Genomic DNA, 19,919 nt, shown 5'->3' with positions numbered 1-19,919 from the left:
CATTAATCTTCCTTTCGTTCGTAAACTACTTTACCGTCAACCATTGTCAGAACGGTTTCACCATAAACCCGGTCGCCGGTGAAGGGGTTGTTGATTCCCTTGGACTGGTAGTCTTCTTCTTTAATTTTAAATTCGTGGTCAAGGTCAAAGATTGCAATGTCAGCGGGCTTCCCGGGTTCCAGGTGTCCGGCATTCTCAAGGCCGAAGAGGTCGGCCGGCTTGGCGGTCATCCAGTCCAAGAGCTGGTGCAAACTGCAGATCCCGGTCTTGACCAGCTTGGTGTAGAGCTCACAGAAGGCCGTCTCGCTTCCCGTAATTCCGTTTGCCGACTTGGTAAAGTCACTCGGCTTGTCGGCCACCGTGTGGGGCGCGTGGTCCGTGGCAATCATGTCGACCGTCCCGTCGAGCAGGCCAGCAATCAGGGCCTGCCGGTCTTCCTCATGGCGCAGCGGTGGGTTCATCTTGTAGTTGGTGTTGCCCGCCGGGATGTCCTTATCCGCCAGCAGAAGGTGGTGGGGCGTGGCTTCACAGGTCACGTTGACGCCCTGCTGCTTGGCAAAGCGGACCATTTCAATGCTTTCCTTGGTTGAAACGTGGCAGATGTGGTAGTGGACCCCCGTGGCGTTGGCCAGAACGAGGTCACGGGCGACCTGGGCAGACTCGGAGACGCTTGGTGCCCCCGGCAGTCCCAGTTCCTTAGCCCGCTGGCTGGCGTTGACGACCCCGCCAAAGAGGAGTGAGTTGTCCTCTACGTGGGCGGCCAGTGGTAAGCCCGCCTTGGCAGCCCCTTCCATGGCCTTGTACATGGTACCGGCGGTTTGGACCCCGCTCCCGTCGTTGGAGACGGCGAAGGCGCCGGCCTGCTTAACACCGGCGAAGTCGACTAGTTGGTCCCCCTGGCGGCCCGTCGTGATGGTCGCAAACTGGGCGATGTGGACCAGGCCTTCCTCCTGGTTGCGCTTGACCATGTGGGCCACCCGTTCAGGAGTATCCGGTGTTGGGTCCACATTGGGCATGGCGCCCACCGTGGTAAAGCCACCGTGAGCAGCGGCGGCCGTCCCGGTCTTGATCGTTTCCTTCTGGGTCTGACCGGGGTCGCGGTAGTGGACGTGAACATCGACCAGGCCGGGAGCAACGAGCTTACCACCCGCGTTGATGATATGCCCGACCTCATCGGCCATGTCCGGCAGGTTGCCAATCGCTTCAATGGTCTGGTCGTCAACCAACACGTCGGCGTGAATCAGCTGGCCGTTCGTGTAGACCGTCCCGTTTTGAATTAAAGTTTTCATTTATTCCAGACCTCCCAAGTGACGACCGCGAACAACGGCTTCCAACATTGCCATCCGCATGAAGACCCCGTTTTGCATCTGCTTGAAGAAGGCACATTTTGGTGCCTCAACCAGGTCGCCGGCCAGCTCAACGTCGTGGTTGATTGGGCCCGGGTGCATGATCAGGCACTGGTCCTTCAGGCGGTTGTAACGGTCATGGTTGATCCCGTACTTCTCGTGGTACTTAGCCGCATCGAACTTGCTTTCGTTGGCATCCCCGGCGTGGCGTTCGTGCTGAACCCGGAGGAGCATCATGACATCAACCTTGTCGACCAGGTCATCCAAAGGACAGAACTTGCCGTACTTGTCAAAGGCATGGTCGTACCAGTAGTCCGGGCCGGAGAAGTAGACCACCGCACCCAACCGGGTCAAAATTTCCATGTTCGACCGGGCCACCCGGGAGTTGGTGATGTCACCGACAATCGCAATCTTCAGGCCCTTGAAGCTACCGAAGTGTTCGTGGATGGTCATCATGTCCAGGAGACTTTGTGATGGGTGCTGACCGCTCCCGTCTCCGGCGTTGACAATCCCGAGGTCAAGGTGTTGGTCCTTGCGGTGGTTGATCAGTGGTTCATAGTAGGCATTTTGGGTTGCCCGGATGACGGACAGGTTAACGCCCAGGGCATTCATCACCAGGCAGGTGTCATAGAGGGTCTCCCCCTTGCTCATTGAGCTGTGGGCGGCGTCAAACGGGATCTCAGTCAGGCCGAGCTTCTTTTCGGCCATCGCAAAGCTGGTGTGAGTCCGGGTCGAGTTTTCAAAGAACATGTTGGTGACGTATACCGGTGCCGTCAGCTGGGGAGTTGCGCCGCCGTTCTTGAAGTATTCTGCCCGCGTAATCAGGGTGTTGATCTGGTCAACGCTTAACTTTTCAACGCTCACAAAGTGTGGTAACTTAACAAATTCAGTCATGATTTAATTCTCCTTAATAAAAAAGCCTGGGGCATTTGCTCCGGGCAGTCTGGTATTCTCCCACTGGTACTAAGGAGAAATAACCATGCTGCCCTCACTGGAGCAAAATTAATGGTTACTTATTTAATTAGTTCAACGTTATCCTGGTCGTCAACCTCGGTCATGTTGACCTTGACCTTTTCCTGGCTGGCCGTCGGGACGTTCTTACCAACGAAGTCCGGACGAATCGGCATCTCCCGGTGACCGCGGTCAATTAACACCGCCACCCGGATGCTTTGCGGCCGGCCCTGGTCCATCAGGGCATCCATCGCTGCCCGGACCGTCCGCCCGGTGAAGAAGACGTCGTCGACTAAGACAACCTGCTTGTCATCGATATCGACCGGCAGCTTGGTCGTGACCTTACTCTCCTTTTCGACCTGGTCATTTTGCAGGTCGTCCCGGTAGCCGGTCACGTCAAGCGGGACGACCGGAATCTGGGCACCTTCGAGCTTGGCCATCTGGTCCGCAATCCGCCGGGCGAGGAACTCGCCGCGAGTCTTGATGCCAATCAGGATCAGGTCGTCAAAGCCCTTATTCCGCTCAATGATTTCGTAAGTGATCCGGGTCAGGGCCCGCTTCATTGCCATCGCGTCAATAATCTGCTTATCCATCATTACACCTCTTTTGATCATGCCCCAAAAGAAAAGCCCCTAGACGCAACCGTGTCGTCTAGGGGTTCACTGATACCAGGACCTAATCCTGGTACTCTCGTTATTATAGCCGAACCTTACTAGCCTCACGGGACTAACTTAAAGGACATTGATTGATTATAAAGATACCAGCTTTGTGAAAAATGTCAAGGACGTTCAGAAAATTTAAAACAAAAAAAGCCCGGCGAAACCGGGCACCTGTTTGCAAGCATCTGTAGGCCATGTTTTGTCGTAGCCTAACCACCAGGCAATGGCTAGACCGAGGTAATCATCTATCTCAGAGTAAAAACTCTCCCCTGGAATCGCTTCAATTTGCTATCCAAAGCTCCCCTACCGTAGTTTGGGTTTACCGCTTGAGGGGTTTACCGCGTTCCACCAATAAGGTTTCCCCTATTGTATCGTCACTGTGGCACTTTTCAGGAATACTCGGACATAGTAGAACCGTAGCCGTTTCTTCCGCCGTCACCGGACAAGCCGGTGCCCCGCCTTATTTTTTCAGCGAGCACAAACACTACAGGCATCGCAGCCTGTGCGAGCATGGACCTTCCTAACACAACAATTGCTGTGCTCAATTACCCAAAGCTTGCAAAATACTATTCTATTTGATAACGCGCACTAAAGCAAGTGTGAATCGTCGTTGCCGTTGTTGTCACCCAGTTGGGAACCAAAGACCCGGCGTTCCAGGTTGGAAAGCCGCTTTAAGATATCCATGTTGGTGGCGTTGGAAACGGGTTGTTGGTTAGTTGACCGCGTGTTCATCGTGGCCCCCACTTCAACTTGGCGGTTGAGTTCGTCAACCTTGGCCCGTAACCGTTCGTTCTCATCATTCAAACGGTCCATTTCCTTGTTGTAGGTGTCGTAGTCCTTGATAACATTATCAAGAAACTCATCAACATCAGCCATGTCGTAACCCTTACCGATGCTACGTTCTTTAAATTGCTTATGCAAAATATCTTGTGGAGTATAATTTATGTTATCCAACTTTGAACACCTCAATTGTTTAGTTTGCGTAATACATAACTATCTTACCAAACCCTGCCTTGATTGCAAGGACTTTTTTAGAAGCCCTTCTCCGCTAGCTTCTTTTCACGTTCCTCTTCGCCCCACTCCAAAGCGGCTTCCTGGAGCTCGTCAAAGTCAATCAGGTCAAGGGGGTAGTTTTGGTCTTCACCATACTTTTGCGCCAAGCGGTAGTCATATTTGGGCTTGCCCGGGTGGTCTGGATCATACACCATCAGCATCCGGTCGGTATGGGTAATCATGAACTGCTGGTACAAGCGGAGTTGCTCCGGGGACTCGTACGGTTTCGTGGTGACCTCCTTAGAGAAGTTGACCCGTTCGCGCAGGGTGGCCAGCTTGGCCTGGTTGGCGGCGTTCCACTTACCAGCAAAGTCCGCAAACGGCAGCATGATGGCCACCTTGAGCTGGTGGTAGTCCTTTCGCAATTCCAGAGCGCACTCCGCGGACCACTGCTCCGTCCCCAGCTGGGGCCCGGTGATCAGCCAAAATTCGTCTTGGCCCTCATCCAGGTAGCTTTTTAGCCGGGCGGTGAGGACCCGTTTGACCACCAGGACCTTGGGATCATCATCTTTAAACGTGTTCAATTCGTAGCTGCGGTAACCGGTTACCCACAAGCGGCGCATAAAATTCCCTCCGTAACAATTCTGTATCAATCAATTTATCAATATTCTGGTATAATATATTGCTAGTTAGGAGAGTGAGCACCTTGACTATTCACTATCCCAATGGCCAGCATCCCCATCAATCATATCACGTTCAGCGGGATTTACCGACCCCCCACCAGTCAATTTATGCTAAGCGGGGGATGTCGCTCGAGGATGAAATCAACCATAGTAATCAATTCTACTTAAGTCGTCACATTGCAGTTATTCATAAGAAGCCGACCCCCATTCAGCTCGTCAAAGTCGACTATCCGAAGCGGAGCGCGGCGGTTATTCGGGAGGCCTACTTTAGGCGCCCATCGACGACCGATTACAATGGTGTCTACAAGGGCTATTACATCGACTTCGATGCCAAGGAGACCCGCAACAAACGGTCCTTCCCCTTGAAGAACTTTCACCCCCACCAAATTCAGCACATGCGTGAGTGTGTTAACCAGGGCGGGATTTGTTTTGCCTTCATTAAGTTCACGGAGCTTGACCTCGTCTACTTACTGCCGGCAAGCATTCTCTTCCAGTACTGGGATGAGCAGGCCAGTGGCGGTCGGAAATCAATCCTGCTGACCGACATTCAAAAGGCGGGCTTTCAAATTGACTACCAACTGAACCCCCGCCTACCATATCTCAAAGCAGTCGACCAGATAATCACTGCGAAGAACAAAGGAGTCTATCATGTCGAATAATGATCAATCGACCCGTAGCGACCGTCATCAACCGAGTCAAGAAGATTTTGATGACGAGCGTAGCGGGGGCTTAATCAAGAAGATCCTGTTATGGGTGGCCGGGATAATCGTCTTACTGATTGTCGCTGGTGCGGCCCTCTTCTTCTACTATGCTTCTAGTGCCCCAAAGATCAGCGAGAGTGAACTGGCTAGTCAAAACGGGACCACGATTTATGATGACCAAAACCGGGTTATCTCCCGTCTTGGTCTGCAAAAGCGGGAATACGCCAAAGACGACCAGGTCCCGACAACGCTGAAGCACGCCGTTGTTTCTATTGAAGACCGGCGCTTCTACAAGCACCACGGGATTGACCCAATCCGGATCATGGGTGCGGCTACGGCGAACATCTTTGGTCACTCTGACGGGATGCAAGGAGGAAGTACCTTAACCCAGCAACTGGTTAAGCTCTCCGTCTTCTCCACTGCCGCCTCCGACCGGACCTTCAAACGCAAGGCCCAGGAAGCCTGGCTGGCGATCAACGTCGAGCACCACTTCAGTAAGAACCAGATCCTCGATTTCTACATTAATAAGGTTTACATGGGGAACGGGGTCTACGGGATGCAGACGGCGGCCCAATACTACTATGGTAAGGACTTGGATGAGTTGAGCCTATCTCAATTGGCCCTCCTTGCCGGGATGCCGCAGTCACCAACCTACTACAACCCGCTAACGACCAACACCCAGGCGGCTACCCAACGGCGGAACGAGGTCCTCAACGCGATGGTGCGGAGTAATTACATTACCCAGGCCCAGGCCGATAAAGCGGCCAAGGACAGTATCACCGCTGACCTGGACCCCCACCACGGGAATACTTCTGGCGGGGACGTTAACGTCAATGAAAAGGTTGTTGATCCGTACATCAAGCAAGTTCTGGCTGACCTGGAAGCTAAGGGCTACAACCCGTACAACGACGGTTTACAGGTTCACACCAATCTTGACCTCGACGCCCAGAAGAAGCTGTACGACCTGGCCAACAACACGGTCTCCTTCCAGAGTCCCCAAATGCAGGCCGGGGTGGCCGTTACTGACCCGCACAATGGTCAGATTGTGGCCATGCTTGGTGGCCGGCACACTGGTAAGGTTATTTACGGTCTTAACCGGGCGGTCCAAACTAACCGGAGTTCCGGTTCGACTGCCAAGCCGTTGATGGACTACGGGCCGGCAATTGAATACCTGCAGTGGCCAACCTTCAAGTCCGTCTCGGATACCAAGTTCTACTACCCAGGCACCAACGTTGCCCTGCACGACTTTGATAACAAGTACAAGGGAACGATGACGATGCGGGCCGCCCTCGTGCAATCACGGAACGTCCCCGCTATTCGGACCCTGCAACAGGTCGGAATCAAACGGGCAACGACCTTCCTGAAGGGCCTCGGGATCTCCCAGAAGAAGCCGTACACCCTGCAAAGCGGGATTGCCCTGTACATCTCACCTCTCCAAGTTTCCGCTGCCTACGCGGCCTTTGCTAACGGTGGGATTTACCACAAGCCGTACTACATTTCATCAATCACCACCCAGGATGGTTCGGTCAAGCACTACAGCCCTTCCGGCCACCGGGCAATGAATAAGGCAACGGCCTACATGATGACCGACATGCTCAAGGGTGTCTTTACCAACTCCCAAGGTAGTGCCACGGCCGCTCGTCTGGACGGTGTTAACCAAGCTGGGAAGACCGGGACAACCAACTACCCAGGCAACAGTGGCAAGTCCGGGGTCATGGACTCCTGGATGGCCGGCTACACCAAGAACTACTCGATTGCCGTCTGGACTGGTTATGACCACCCAATGTCAGAAAGCCCGATTTCTGAATCATCGACAACCGACGCCCAGATCCTCTACAAGGACCTGATGCAGTACCTCGATGGCCAAAACCACGCTAGTGACTGGAAGATGCCTGACACGGTGGAAGCGGTCCGGGTAAACGGCAAACGCCAACTGGTTATCAAGGACTCCAAGTGGGCCCTTGAGTACGCCGCCATTGATGATGATAGCGGCAGTAGCGATGACGACGACAGCAGTCACAGTAGCAGTGACCGTAGTGGTTCATCATCCATTGATTCGATGGTTACCTCGCGTTCCGTCTTCAGCAACGAAGACCGGGGTGGTAGCAACCGGAACCAGAACACGACTGCTAACAGCAACTCAAGCAACAGCAATAGTAGTAACAACAATACCGGCAATAATGCTGGTAACGGTGGTAGTACTAATAGTGGCGGTGGCCAACAGACAACCACTACCACTCAGGCTGCAACAGGCGGTCATTAATTGAAGATTAGTAACAAGGCCCCGCGCGACAAATCCATCACGCGGGGCCTTTTGCGTTTAAAGGGTAGTTCCCCCTTATTCACTAGAAATATTGGGGGGGTAACCTGGCGATATAAAAATAAGCTCCAGCGTTCATTCGTTTCAGAATACTGGAGCTTATTTAATACCTGTAATAAATCAAACTTCCTTACGCCGGCGCCCATCCTGCAAAATGTAGATGGCAACCAACACGATGACGATCCCGGTGATTTCTACCCAGTTCAAGTGCAGGTGGAAGAAGATCACACTCAAGACTGACGTGACGATTGGTTGGAGGGCATCCATGATGCTGACCACGTCGGATGGTGCAAAGTTAATCGCGTGCAAAAGTAGGCCAAACGGCAGGATCGTCCCGAACAGGATCACAGTCCCTACTGACAGGACCAGGGTCGTGGAAATGTGCGGCGGGTTGACCCACATTGGCCGGTATAGGTTAAAGAGGACCCCCGCAATCATGGTTCCCCAACCGAGGACGACCAGGGGCGGGTTCTTTGCCGATGCCCGCCGTGGCAGGACAACGTAGAAGGCCGCCGTGATCCCGGAACCGAGTCCCCAGAGGATTGAAACCAGGGGCAGGGCCAGTGAGGTTAGGTTCCCCCGGGTGATGCACATTACCACCCCGACCAACGCCAGGATGAAGGCAATGATATCACTCCGGAAGGGCCGCTGCCGCATGATGAAGATGTTCCCCAAAACGATAAACAGCGGTGAGAGGTACTGAAGAATTGTGGCCGCCGAGGCGTTCCCGGTCTGAACCGCAAAGTAGAATGTCAATAAGTTCAGCATCAAACCAAAGATGGCGTAGGTTACAACCGAGATGGCCGTATCCCGCGACTTAAAGACGTTAAAGGTCTTCCGCCCGTAGATGATAAAACTCAGCACCAGGAGGATAAACCCGGTGATCAGAGTCCGGGTCGACAACATCCAGGTTGCTGGGATGGCCAAGTTTTGGGAGATCAGCTGGAGGGTGGTTCCCGAAATTCCCCACATGACTGAGGCTAGTCCGGCCCAGCCCATCCCCTTCATGACCGCATGTGATGACTTGTGCTCCATTATTTTATTCCCCTTTCAAACTTTATTCGCCCAACTTGTAGATAGGGATCTTGGGCCCCTTCTTCCGCGGGTGCTTGCTGCTGGTGGCGTTTTCCTGCTGGCCCCGCCGTTGTTCAAACTGACGCTCGTGTTGTTCGATATCGTGACGGGCCCGTAAGCCTTGACGGTTCCAGCTCTGCAAAATCCGTTCCATATAGTTCAGGCTCAAGGCACTATTCAAGACCGCCTGCTTCAGAGCCAGTTTAATCATTTCCGCCGAGTAGCCGTCCTTATCCAGCCAGTCGTTGACAATCTGCATCTCCATCGAAGAGAGCGGTCGACCGAACTCGGCCTCCAAAGAGTTGAAGGTCTTCATCCGACTGTTGGCCGCCGTCGTCTCGACATGCTGGGTGGCCTGCTGATCATCAAAGACCGCCAGGCGGTTAATCAGGGGCGCAAAGTCGTAGACCGCCTCTTCCTTCCCGCCTTCTGTCTTGCGCATCTGCTGGTCGACCAGGCCGCTCATGACCATCTGGTGGAGCTGGTCAAATACCTGAACCTCAGAGGTCGCCAGGTTCTTGGCAATCTGCCGGATATCCGGACTGGCGTTGCCGCGGTCCTGGTAGGACTTAAACTGCAGATAAAGGACCAACTGGGATGTGGTCAGGCCAATCTCCTTATAGTGGTGGAGCAGGATGTTGCTCACCGAGGTCTCGCCCGACTGTAAGTAGCGCTGCAGAGAATTTTCTGCCATAGTCTCCCTCCTTAAAACGATTCGTAAACTAATGAAGAGGATGGAAAAGAACTGCAGTCCTTCCCATCCCCATTACAGTTCTTGAACATTACACAGTAATTACGGAAAAAAAGCGCGCTCCAAGTTTAGCTACGGAGCGCTCTGGTGCTTTTTCCCAGCTTCAATAAATTCACCATTACAAATTATTAATTTCTTGAACGTAATGACCAGTCTTAAAGTTGATCAAGTCGTAGCACAGGTTACCCTTCTTGTTACGATAGGTTACCTCCCAGACGGTCTTGTCATTGAAGACTCCCGGGGCCACCTTCAGGATTTTTGCCGGGTGGCGGTTGCGGTTGGTCATTGCCCGAACCTGTTGGGCAGAGAGCCCCGCGTTTTGCTTCAGGACCCGGATATTACCACCCTTTTGCGGGACAATTACCATAATCGGCTGGCCACTTTGGTTCTTCCCGGTGACCGTGTAAAAGGTGCTTTCTCGGTTATAGATGTAAAAGTGCTGCGGATGCTGCAAGTGGGCATACTTTTCAGCCATCTGGGTCGCCTGTCGTTTGGCTGCCGCCCGCGGTTGGTTACTAACCGCGTAGATGCTCCAGCCGAGCAAAAGGACCATCAAAATGGCAATGATAATGTTTCGAAGTGTTCGCAGGGCTGATCCACGATCGTGGGCCCGTTGAACTTCGCGCCGACTTTGCATATTATTCTTCCCTTCCTCAATCTAGTATCACTTAACTGCCATATTCGATATGTCAATCTTAATGATTATACCAAATAATTTGCCGAATCAGGAATTAATGCCCCTTTTTTAAGAAATTATTTGCCGTTTTGACCAGCTGGTCCGTTGGCAAGACGTCAACCGGGTAGTCGCGCTTGATGCTCTTCATGATTGACTCACCATAGCGCCGGGCCACCAGGCGGGGATCCAGGATGGCGGCCACCCCGGTATCCTTTTCCGTCCGAATCAGGCGGCCAATCCCCTGCCGCAGGCGCATGGTTGCCTGCGGGAGTTCGGACTGGTAGAAGGGGTTCTTCCCCTGGCGACGGAGCAGGTTGTTGTGGGCCCGGTTCATAATCTCATCCGGGGCGTCAAACGGCAACCGGGTGATGATCAAAAGTTCCAGGGCCGCCTGGGGCAGGTCGACCCCTTCCCAGAAGGAGGTGGCCCCAAGCAGGACCGCGTTTTGCCCCGTGGAGAACTGCTTTAAGATCTTATCCCGGTTGCCAGTAATCCCCTGGGCCAGGATGTCCCGTTGGTCGAAGAGGTCGGTCGCACGCAGTTGGCTGAAGACCTGCTCGATCATTATCAGCGAGTTAAAGAGGATCATCGTCTGGCAGTTCGACTGCTTGGTCAGCTTGTAGATTGTCGACGCCAGGTAGTTAATGTAGTCCGCGTTGCTCTTACTCCCCGGCAGCGGCGCATCCTTGGCAACCAGGACCTTGGAATGGTGCTGGTAGTCAAATGGCGAGGCAAAGCGCTTGGTCAAGGTCCCCGGCCGCTCTAGGTCGAGCTGGTGGTAAAGGTACTGGGACCGGGACGAGGTAAAGAGGGTCGCCCCAATGAAGAGGGGCTGGGCGAAGTACGGGTAGACGCTCTCCGTCAAGAAGTGGTTGGCGGCCAGCAGTCCCCCGCTCAGTCGCATTGAGCTACTCTCCGTTGACTGGCGGATGGTCAGCCAGAAGGCCGCCTCATCCCCGTGCTCGTGCAGGGTCTCATTGAACTGGTTAAGGGTTGTGTCGGCATCGACCAGCTTGGCCAGCTGGCTCTGGAACTGACTCATCAGGTAGCGGTCGCTGAGCAGCCAGCGGTCCGCCTGCTGGGTGAAGATGTGTTGGAGGGCGGAGAAATGCAGCTGGACACTCCCTAGTGCTTGCTCCAGCCCCATCATTGTGGGTCCGCTCACGTCGAGCAGTTCCTGGAGCTGCTGGTTGTCAAGCGGTTGTTCAATCAGTTCATTTTCCACATTCCCCGTGACCTGGTCTTTAAACTGGCGGTAAAGAGCCTGCTGGAAGTTATTGACGGCCGCTTCGACATTGGTCAGGTCTTCTCGCAAAAGGTCAACGTTATAGCCGCCCAGGGCGTGGTCAGCAAAGATATTGGCCAGGTTACGGTCGGTCCCGTTGTTTACCAGGCCGCTCAGGACGTGGACCGCCGCCCGAATCTGGGGGAAGTTAAACTGCCGCCGGGACTGGCGGAGGATGCTGCTGCTAAGGTGCTGGGCCTCATCGACGACCAGGTACGGCCGCCGTGTCCCGTCCCCCAGTTCCTGGGCGTGGGCAACCAGGTAGGCATGGTTGGTAATGATAATGTCCGCCTGGTTGAGACGCTTATCCCGCCGGACCAGGAAATCGTCCTGGTAGAACTCGTTATTCGGGTTCAGGGTCCGGATGCCCCGGTGACGAATCTCCGTGAAGTACGGTGACCGGGCCGTTGTTAGGTTAAGCTCGTCTAGGTCCCCACTGGTGGTCTTGGTGAGCCATACCAGGATCTTGGCCTTCAGCATCTGCACCAGTTTGGAGTCCTCAATGATGCTTAACGAGTGGACAAACTTACCGAGGTCCAGGTAGTGCTGGTTCCCCTTCACCACCACGCTGTTGACAGCAAAGGGCAGGACGCTGTTCAGCTGGCGCACCGCCTGGCTGGCGATTTGCTGCTGGAGGAGGTTCGTGGCCGTGCTGACCACGATCTTCTTGTCCGGATGGGCGGCGTAAACCAGGGGCAGGAGGTAGCCGAGGGTCTTCCCGCTCCCGGTACCGGCCTCAACGACCATGTTCTTCGGTTCGTCGTGGGTATAATTATTGTAGATACTGTTCATCATCTTGGCTTGGACCGGCCGGAATTCCAGCTGGTCGCCATACAGCTTCTGCTTGGCCTTCTTAGTGGCCGAATACCGCACCTTGGCCGTCTGCTTCTCGACGGACAGCGGCCGTTGCTTGTGGAGGACAATCCCGTGACTGACGTAGAGGTCCTCACTCAGCGGCTGGGGGTGGTCCTCCCGGCTGGCCAGCTCATCCGCCAGGACGTCCGCGGTATGCTGCGGCAGGGCCAGCTTTAACTGGACCAGGTGGCGGAGAGTAATTGTCGGCAGGTCGTGAACCCGCTTGAGGAGGTCGACCAACAGGTGGGCAGTCGCCTCCGCGTCAGAAACGGCGCTGTGGGGGTGGTCGTGTTCAATCTTCAGCGAACTCGTCAGGTCCCGCAGGCGGTAGCTCTTAGCCGTTGGCAACAGGATTTGGCTCAGGGTCACCGTATCGATGGCTTTAATGGGCAGCGATGGGTAACCGGCCCGCTCGAGCTCCGCGTTTAAAAACGGGAAGTCAAAGTTGACGTTGTGGGCCACAAAGATTGTCCCGCTTAAGAGGCTGTAGACGGTGGCGGCCACGTCATCAAACAGGGGCGCCTTCTTAACGTCCTGGTCCCGAATCCCTGTCAGCTGGACCACCGAACGCGGAATTTTCTCCCGGGGGTTGACCTTGGTTTCAAAGTGGTTAATGATTTCACCATCCTGGACCAGCACGCAGCCAATCTGGATGATCCGGTCACCGTGATTGATACTTGTCCCGGTGGTTTCGAGGTCCACCACTGAATAGATTGGGGCCGTCTTATCACGTTTACGTGACCGCTTTTGGGTTTCCTTATTCAAACTATCACCGGATTTCAACTAATAATTGTTAGTAATATCATACACCATTCGTCCACCGCTTGTCCCGGCCCATCCCCCGCCGAAATTATTTAGATTTGGTAATGAGTAATGGTCAACCCTTTTACATTTGCTGGATTTAAGTTATGATGGTGAATGGAATCTCTATACTTAAGAAAGTAGGTTACAATGGTGAAACAACAAGGGATTGGAAAGAGCCATGCGAAAATTATCTTGATGGGGGAGCACAGCGTTGTCTACGGACAGCCCGCAATTGCCCTCCCCCTTCCCAACGTTAAACTAACGGTGACCATCGACCAGCGAGCCGACCACGCACAACTGGTGAAGAGCCGTTACTTTACGGGGCCGCTGGATGAGCTTCCCAATAACATGTTGGGGATTCAAAAGCTGATCAACGCCTTGGTAACCAAGTTTGCTGGACAAGAAGATGGCTGGCTGCTGACGATTGACAGCCAACTGCCCGCTGAACGGGGGATGGGGTCGTCTGCCGCTACCGCCGTCGCAATTGTCCGCGCTTTTTTTGATTACTACGAAAAGACATTGGGACGCGACGAACTCTTGCAGTTGGCCGATATCGAAGAACAGGTTACCCACCGGAGTCCGTCCGGCCTGGACGCGGCAACGGTTTCTTCTGACAAGCCCCTCTACTATATTAAGGGACAAGCCGGCAAGCCAATTGAGATGAACCTGTCCGCGACCATGGTAATTGCCGATACGGGGGTTAAGGGCGCAACCAAAGAAGCCATTACCAGTGTCCAGCAATTATTAAAGGAACACCCGGATGAGGCGCAGGCCCACATTAACCACCTCGGTAACCTGGTTAACGCAACCCGGGATTTCTTGCAAAGGAATGAGGTCATTAAGTTGGGGACGGCTTTGGACGCCGCCCAGGTTGACCTGGCGGCACTGACCGTCAGTGACGATAGCCTGGACAAATTAATCAAGGTGGCCAAGCAAAACGGTGCCCTCGGGGCCAAGCTGACCGGTGGGGGCCGAGGCGGCTGCATGTTTGCCATTATGCAAACGGCCCTTGGTGCCCGCCGGCTAGCCAGCATTCTCAAGGAAAGTGGCGCCCACCAAACCTGGATCCAGCCGCTTGACCAACGGGGGGAAGAAGAGTAATGGCAACCGCAAAAGCACATACGAACATTGCCCTGGTCAAGTACTGGGGCAAGCGGGACCAGCAATTGATCCTTCCAGAAACTGACAGCCTGTCGCTGACCCTCGACGAGTTCTACACCACGACTTCTGTTGAGTTTGATGACCAGCTGAACAGCGACCGGGTAGCAATTAACGGGCAGGTCCTCGATGACCAGGCTAGCCAAAAGGTCCACAAGTTCTTGGACCTGGTTCGCCAGCGCAGTGGCCAGACTGCCTACGCCAACGTTGAATCGACTAACCATGTGCCTACCGCCGCGGGACTCGCCTCCTCCGCCTCCGCTTTTGCGGCCCTGGCGGGAGCTGCCAGCACGGCTGCGGGGATGCACCTGGACCGGCGCGACCTTTCCCGTTTAGCACGGCGGGGGTCGGGGTCCGCTACCCGGTCGATCTACGGGGGGCTGGTTGAGTGGCAAAGGGGCCACGACGACCTGACTTCCTACGCCAAGCCAATCATGGAAGACGTGCCCTTTAATATTGAGATGCTTGCCATCTTAATTGACACAAAAAAGAAAAAGGTTTCTAGTCGTTACGGAATGCAGCAAAGCGTGACCACCTCGCCCTACTACAAGGTCTGGCCAGAAATTGTGGCCCACGATATGCAGGCGGTCAAGGCAGCCATTAAGGCTGAAGATATCGATGCCATTGGCCGTATCGCCGAGTCAAACGCCCTGCGGATGCATGCCTTGACCCTGTCTGCTGATCCCGGCTTTACATACTTTAATAGTGATACCCTGACGGCCATGAATGCGGTCCGGGCTCTTCGTGAAAACGGCATTAACTGCTACTTCACCATGGATGCGGGGCCTAACGTCAAGGTAATCTATGACCAGCACAACCGCCGGCCAATCTATGATGCCCTCGCCGAACAGTTTGGCCCTGACCGTCTCGTGGTCGCCAAGCCGGGGCCGGGCATTCAAATTTGGGAAGAATAATTTGATGAGAAGGGAAATTTGACAATTGATTACTGAAAAAGCACCTGGAAAACTCTATATTGCTGGTGAGTACGCCGTCGTTGAAAACGGCTACCCGGCAATCTTGGTGGCCCTCGACCAGTTCGTCACCTGCACAATCAAGGAATCCGCCCGTGAAATGGGCCAGATCTTTAGCCGCCAGTACCACAACGACCAGTTAATGTGGCGGCGGATGGGCGACCAGATGGTGGTCGACAAGCGGGACAACCCGTTTTCCTACATTCTCTCGGCAATCCGGGTAACCGAAGAGTACGCCCGGAGCTTTGAACGGGAACTACGGATCTACGATATCCAGATTGATAGCCAACTCGACAGCGATAACGGTCGCAAGTACGGTCTGGGCTCCTCGGCGGCGGTCACGGTGGCCACGGTCAAGGCCCTATGTCGTTTCTACAACCTCCCCGTCACAAAGGACGAGATCTTCAAGCTGGCGGCCATCGCCCACTTCGAGGTCCAGGGGAACGGGTCGCTCGGTGATGTTGCCGCCTCCGTTTACGGGGGCTGGATTGCCTACCACTCCTTTGACCGGCAGTGGCTGGCCCAGCAGCGGCAGTACCTGGATATCAAGTCCCTAATCGACCTGCCGTGGCCCGACCTCAAGATTGAATCCCTCCACGCCCCGAAGAACCTGGAGCTGTTGATTGGCTGGACCGGGAAGCCGGCCTCGACCTCACAGCTGGTCGACAAAATTTCCCTCTTCAAGGCTCGGCAGCAGGACGAATACCACCACTTCTTAGACGAAAGTCGCAACTGCATCCAGCGGATGGTTGACGGCTTCCATAACCAGGACCTGGAAAAGATTAAGCAGGAAATCCGTTACAACCGGGACCTCCTCAAGCAGTTGGGGACCAACTCCGGCGTTGATATTGAGACCCCGGTTCTCCACCGTCTCTGCCAAATTGCTGAGAAGTTCGGCGGGGCAGCGAAGACTTCCGGAGCCGGTGGTGGTGACTGCGGAATCGTGGCCATCGACCGCCAAGCCGACTTCAAGAGTGTCCTGAAGTCCTGGACAAAGAACCACATTGAACAGCTACCGCTCAACGTCCACTTCATCGCGGACGTCAAGCACCACGTTCAAGAGCATTTACCATTGCACTAAAAATAAGGGGCCGGAGATTTTCTCCAGCCTCTTCGTTTTACCATCAACAAGGAAGGCAATTATGGAATCACGACAAGCACAACGCAAGAACGAACACCTTTCCCTCGCCAGCAAGTACTACCAGCAAGCCCACCGGGACCACCCCTTTGACCAGGTGCGGTTAATCCACACCGCCCTCCCGGAAAAGGCGGTTAAAGACGTTGACCTGACCGCCACCCTGGCTCCCGGCTTAAAACTAGCGACCCCCTTCTACATCGAGGCAATGACCGGCGGCAGTGACCAGGCAAAGGCAGTCAACCGTCAGTTGGCTCGCCTGGCCGCTAAGCACGGGGTGGCAATGGCGACCGGGTCGGCCAGCGTTGCTCTCAAGGATCCGGCCTGCCGTGACTCCTTCCAGGTAGTTAGGGAGGAAGACCCCGACGGCCTGGTAATCGCTAACCTCAGTGCTAAGGCAACTCTCGATGAGGCCCAGGCCGCCATCGAACTCCTGGGGGCCAACGCCATCGAACTGCACCTTAATGCCGCTCAGGAACTGGTAATGCCGGAGGGGGACCGGTCATTCTACTGGTTGGCCAACATTGAGCACCTGGTCAAGCACTTAGACGTCCCGGTAATCGTCAAGGAAGTTGGTTTCGGGATGAATAAGGACGACGTGACCCGTTTACACAAGGCGGGCGTGCAGACGATCAACGTCAGTGGTCGCGGGGGCACAAACTTTGCCATGATTGAAAACCGCCGCAACCGCCGGGCCGACTTCAACGACATGGCCGGTTGGGGCCAGACCACCCCGGAGACCCTGTTAGAAGCGCGCGCAGCAGGAAGCGGCGCCACGTTCATCGCTTCTGGCGGCATTACATCCCCGCTAGACGTCATTAAGGCCGGGGCGCTGGGGGCAAGTGCCTGTGGGGTTGCTGGCTACTTCCTCAACGTCCTCACCCAGGACGGGATTGACAAGCTGGACCAGACACTGGGCGAGTGGCGAGTGGCCATCACCCGCCTGCTGACCCTCCTGGGGGTAAGCAGTTACGCCGACCTAGGCACTGTCGATTACGTGCTGGGCCCGGACCTACTGAGCTACGTCCACCAGCGGGATTTATAAGAAACGCATCAGAAAAGGGATTAGCAGCAAACGTTGCTAATCCCTTTTTAGCATCTATTACTAGTTATTCGTTCCCGTGTTAATCACCGGCTGGGTCCCCCGCTCACTGACAATCGCAACCATGATGTTGTTGATGATCTGCAAGCGCTGGGCGTCGGTCAGGTTAAGGTCGGTCTCCTTTGCCAGGCGGTCGATGGCGTCCTCCGTGATGGAAACGGCCCCCTCGACGATGATCTTCCGGGCCGACAGGATAGCTGCCGACTGCTGCTTCTGGAGCATGGCGCTGGCGATTTCGGTAGCGTAGGCCAAGTGGGTCAGCCGGGTCTCGATGATCTTCACCCCGGCAACGTTTAGCCGGTCCTGGAGCTCTGCTGTTAAGCGGTCCGAGACCTCTGTCGGGTTGCTCCGCAGGGTCAGGGCCTGCTCGTTTTCGAAGGTATCGTACGGGTATTCACTGGCGACGTGCCGGATGGCCGACTCACTTTGAATCTGGACGAACTGTTCGTAGTCATCCACCGAGAACAGGGCCTTGGCGGTATCAACCACCTTGTAGACGATCACGGCCGCAATCTCGACCGGGTTCCCCTTGGAATCGTTGACCTTCAGGATCTGGCTGTTGAAGTTGCAGACCCGCAAGGAAACCCGTTCCTTGTCGGTGAAGGGCACCGTCATAAACAGGCCGGCATCCCGGATCGTCCCGATGTAGTTCCCAAAGAAAGTCAGGACCTTGGCCTCGTTAGGTTGGATAATCGTCAGCGAGGTGCAGCAGATCAGGACCACCAGTAGGATCAGCCCGCCAATGATGATCATCCACAGGCGCGACTGGCGCATCCCAAAGTAGACCAGGCCGGCACCCAGGATGGTTCCAATGATTGTCAGGAGCAGACCCAAGTAGCCATTAACGTGAAACGCGTTCTTTTCTTTCATTTTCTTACATCCTTCCTAGAAACGCAGCCCTTTCGGGTAGAAGTTCTTAATCGTTCCGTTGACTAGCTTGCCAAAACCACAGCTGAGGTTTTGGCAGGTCAACAGGTACCAGCCATTTTCCAGGCCAGTGTCCCCGGACACAACATCGCCGTGGGCGTACTTGCGCCAGTCGTCCGGCGTCAGTTCGATTTCCCGCTTCGTCGCCCCGGGTTTGACCGTCAGTGCCAGGGCCAACGCTGGCTCAAAGCGCCGTTTTTTAAACGTACCGAGGTGGAGGCCCGGCCGCAGGACCGTCAGCCCGTCAACCGATGTCATACCGGCGGGTAGGTCATAGAGCTGGTCACCGTAAGTCAGGAGGTGGTGGGGCTGGTAGCTTGGCATGAACCACTGGCAGAAGTCGGCAAACAGGGCCTGTTCCTCCCGACTCAGACGGTTGTTAGCCCCCTTCTTGTTACGCTTCTTCTTTTTCTTGGCCTTGACCGGGGCGGCTGGTGTCGCTGTCCTAGCCAGCGTGAATTTGGCAATGAAGTGCCCCTCACCCTGGATGTGGTGGGGGAAAAGGCGGACGGCCTTCGTCAGTTCCGGATTATTATCCGCCCACTCCGGTCGTCCCGTGTCCATCCCCGGGTACTTCTTGATTTCTTCCATCGCCAGGTCCGGGTAGGTTTTGAGCAGCCAGGCCGCGTTTTGCTCGTCCTCCTCCGGTGCGAAGGTGCAGGTGGAGTAAACGAGGGTGCCACCCGGTTTCAGCATCTTAAGGGCCGAGGCCAAAATCTTCCGCTGGCGGTTGGCACATTCTGCCGGGTAGTCCGGATTCCAGTACTCAATACCGGCCGGCTCCTTACGAAACATCCCCTCCCCGGAACACGGGGCATCAACCAGGATACGGTCAAAGAAGGCGGGAAACTGCTTCTCTAGGTCAGCCGGGCTCTCGTTGGTGACGACGGTCGACCGGGTCCCCCACCGCTCCAGGTTCTCCGCAAGGACTAACGCCCGCTTGCGGAAGATCTCGTTGGCCACCAGGAGGCCCTGGTCACCCATCTTGGCCACCAGGTGGGTTGTCTTGCCCCCGGGTGCCGCACACAGGTCCAGGACCCGCTCACCGGGCTGAGGATCAACTACCTCACCAACGTACATTGCCGATGGTTCCTGGCTGTAGATTGCCCCGGCAACGTGGTCCAGCGACTTGCCATCCACCGGGCCCCGGTAGCCAGTGGGAACGTATTCGACCTTCCCCGTTGCCCTGGTCAGAGCAGCTTTGGGCGCTGCCTTTAGGGGGTTGACCCGGAAGCCGCCCTGACTCTCCTGGTCAAAGGCGGCCAAAAACGCCGGGGCCTCATCGCCGAGCAGGCGGCGGTACTTACTGATAAATTCACTTGGTAACTTCATTTTAATTCCCCATTTCTCTTTCATCATTGTACCGTATTTTGGCGCCCAGCAAAACTGACCACCTACTAATTGGTTCACTTTTGGGCCCAATTCACGTATAATGTTTGGATAACGAATTTGGTGGATTATAGAATGAAGTTAGCCACCTAATTGGTGGTAAATGCAAAAACGCCATTCGGCGTGACATCAGGTATCA

At 55.0% G+C, this 19,919-nt stretch carries 17 protein-coding genes and 1 other RNA gene; 6 read left to right on the top strand and 12 right to left on the bottom strand.

The genetic code is table 11. From position 1 onward, the window contains the following. Positions 1–2: 2 nt before the first annotated feature. From QOS01_RS08030 to QOS01_RS08005, 6 genes are all read right to left on the bottom strand, one after another. On the bottom strand, positions 3–1,289 hold the full coding sequence (locus tag QOS01_RS08030; RefSeq protein WP_283621886.1) for a dihydroorotase: 1,287 nt from the start codon (positions 1,287–1,289) through the stop codon (positions 3–5). Further along, positions 1,290–2,240, bottom strand: a complete 951-nt coding sequence (locus QOS01_RS08025) for an aspartate carbamoyltransferase catalytic subunit (RefSeq protein WP_283621885.1) — start codon at positions 2,238–2,240, stop codon at positions 1,290–1,292. Positions 2,241–2,359: 119 nt separating this feature from the next. Further along, positions 2,360–2,890 carry a bifunctional pyr operon transcriptional regulator/uracil phosphoribosyltransferase PyrR gene (gene pyrR / locus QOS01_RS08020; RefSeq protein WP_283621884.1) on the bottom strand — a complete coding sequence of 177 codons (531 nt, stop codon included), beginning with the start codon at positions 2,888–2,890 and terminating at the stop codon, positions 2,360–2,362. Between the two features lie 249 nt (positions 2,891–3,139). After that, an RNA gene (rnpB, locus tag QOS01_RS08015) (RNase P RNA component class B) lies at positions 3,140–3,513 on the bottom strand. Between the two features lie 31 nt (positions 3,514–3,544). Beyond that, complete coding sequence (gpsB, locus tag QOS01_RS08010; RefSeq protein ID WP_283621883.1) at positions 3,545–3,910, bottom strand: cell division regulator GpsB; 366 nt, start codon at positions 3,908–3,910, stop codon at positions 3,545–3,547. A 77-nt stretch (positions 3,911–3,987) separates the two neighbouring features. Beyond that, the gene (locus QOS01_RS08005) at positions 3,988–4,572 is read right to left on the bottom strand and encodes a DUF1273 domain-containing protein (protein WP_283621882.1); all 585 of its coding nucleotides are present in this window, start codon (positions 4,570–4,572) and stop codon (positions 3,988–3,990) included. Positions 4,573–4,655: 83 nt separating this feature from the next. Here QOS01_RS08005 and recU point away from each other — a divergent pair, with 83 nt between their 5' ends. Together recU and QOS01_RS07995 are read left to right on the top strand one after the other, a co-directional pair. Beyond that, the gene (gene recU / locus QOS01_RS08000; protein ID WP_283621881.1) at positions 4,656–5,291 is read left to right on the top strand and encodes a Holliday junction resolvase RecU; all 636 of its coding nucleotides are present in this window, start codon (positions 4,656–4,658) and stop codon (positions 5,289–5,291) included. Next, positions 5,281–7,596 (top strand): PBP1A family penicillin-binding protein, encoded by a 2,316-nt coding sequence (locus QOS01_RS07995; RefSeq protein WP_283621880.1) that lies wholly within the window; start codon positions 5,281–5,283, stop codon positions 7,594–7,596. The genes recU and QOS01_RS07995 overlap by 11 nt, the downstream gene beginning before the upstream one ends. Before the next feature lie 177 nt (positions 7,597–7,773). Here the strand turns inward: QOS01_RS07995 and QOS01_RS07990 are convergent, their stop codons facing one another. From QOS01_RS07990 to QOS01_RS07975, 4 genes are all read right to left on the bottom strand, one after another. After that, positions 7,774–8,688: a DMT family transporter gene (locus QOS01_RS07990; protein WP_283621879.1), complete on the bottom strand. Its 915-nt coding sequence runs from the start codon at positions 8,686–8,688 to the stop codon at positions 7,774–7,776. Between the two features lie 22 nt (positions 8,689–8,710). After that, a complete protein-coding gene (locus QOS01_RS07985) occupies positions 8,711–9,421 on the bottom strand; it encodes a DnaD domain-containing protein (protein WP_283621878.1) in 711 nt (236 codons plus the stop codon). 175 nt (positions 9,422–9,596) lie between these two features. Next, complete coding sequence (locus QOS01_RS07980) at positions 9,597–10,115, bottom strand: cell wall elongation regulator TseB-like domain-containing protein (RefSeq protein WP_283621877.1); 519 nt, start codon at positions 10,113–10,115, stop codon at positions 9,597–9,599. A gap of 94 nt (positions 10,116–10,209) precedes the next feature. Continuing rightward, complete coding sequence (locus tag QOS01_RS07975; RefSeq protein ID WP_283621876.1) at positions 10,210–13,059, bottom strand: helicase C-terminal domain-containing protein; 2,850 nt, start codon at positions 13,057–13,059, stop codon at positions 10,210–10,212. 186 nt (positions 13,060–13,245) lie between these two features. On the opposite strand from QOS01_RS07975, the gene mvk reads away from it, so the two are divergent. Genes mvk through fni form a run of 4 tightly spaced genes read left to right on the top strand, consistent with a single transcriptional unit; the run spans position 13,246 to position 17,407 of the window. Then, positions 13,246–14,199: a mevalonate kinase gene (gene mvk, locus QOS01_RS07970; protein ID WP_283621875.1), complete on the top strand. Its 954-nt coding sequence runs from the start codon at positions 13,246–13,248 to the stop codon at positions 14,197–14,199. Then, positions 14,199–15,170 carry a diphosphomevalonate decarboxylase gene (mvaD, locus tag QOS01_RS07965; protein WP_283621874.1) on the top strand — a complete coding sequence of 324 codons (972 nt, stop codon included), beginning with the start codon at positions 14,199–14,201 and terminating at the stop codon, positions 15,168–15,170. Before mvk ends, mvaD begins: the two co-directional genes overlap by 1 nt. 25 nt (positions 15,171–15,195) lie before the next feature. Beyond that, on the top strand, positions 15,196–16,308 hold the full coding sequence (locus QOS01_RS07960; RefSeq protein ID WP_283621873.1) for a phosphomevalonate kinase: 1,113 nt from the start codon (positions 15,196–15,198) through the stop codon (positions 16,306–16,308). Positions 16,309–16,366: 58 nt separating this feature from the next. Next, a complete protein-coding gene (gene fni / locus QOS01_RS07955; protein WP_283621896.1) occupies positions 16,367–17,407 on the top strand; it encodes a type 2 isopentenyl-diphosphate Delta-isomerase in 1,041 nt (346 codons plus the stop codon). A 60-nt stretch (positions 17,408–17,467) separates the two neighbouring features. On the opposite strand, the gene QOS01_RS07950 is transcribed toward fni, so the two are convergent. Together QOS01_RS07950 and QOS01_RS07945 are read right to left on the bottom strand one after the other, a co-directional pair. Next, positions 17,468–18,334, bottom strand: a complete 867-nt coding sequence (locus tag QOS01_RS07950; RefSeq protein WP_283621872.1) for an SPFH domain-containing protein — start codon at positions 18,332–18,334, stop codon at positions 17,468–17,470. A gap of 15 nt (positions 18,335–18,349) precedes the next feature. Further along, positions 18,350–19,723, bottom strand: a complete 1,374-nt coding sequence (locus tag QOS01_RS07945; protein ID WP_283621871.1) for an RsmB/NOP family class I SAM-dependent RNA methyltransferase — start codon at positions 19,721–19,723, stop codon at positions 18,350–18,352. Positions 19,724–19,919: the final 196 nt, after the last annotated feature.

This window comes from Limosilactobacillus avium (assembly GCF_947381485.1).
In the GTDB taxonomy this organism is placed as follows: domain Bacteria; phylum Bacillota; class Bacilli; order Lactobacillales; family Lactobacillaceae; genus Limosilactobacillus; species Limosilactobacillus avium.
This window is presented reverse-complemented; position numbering and strand designations above follow the sequence as displayed.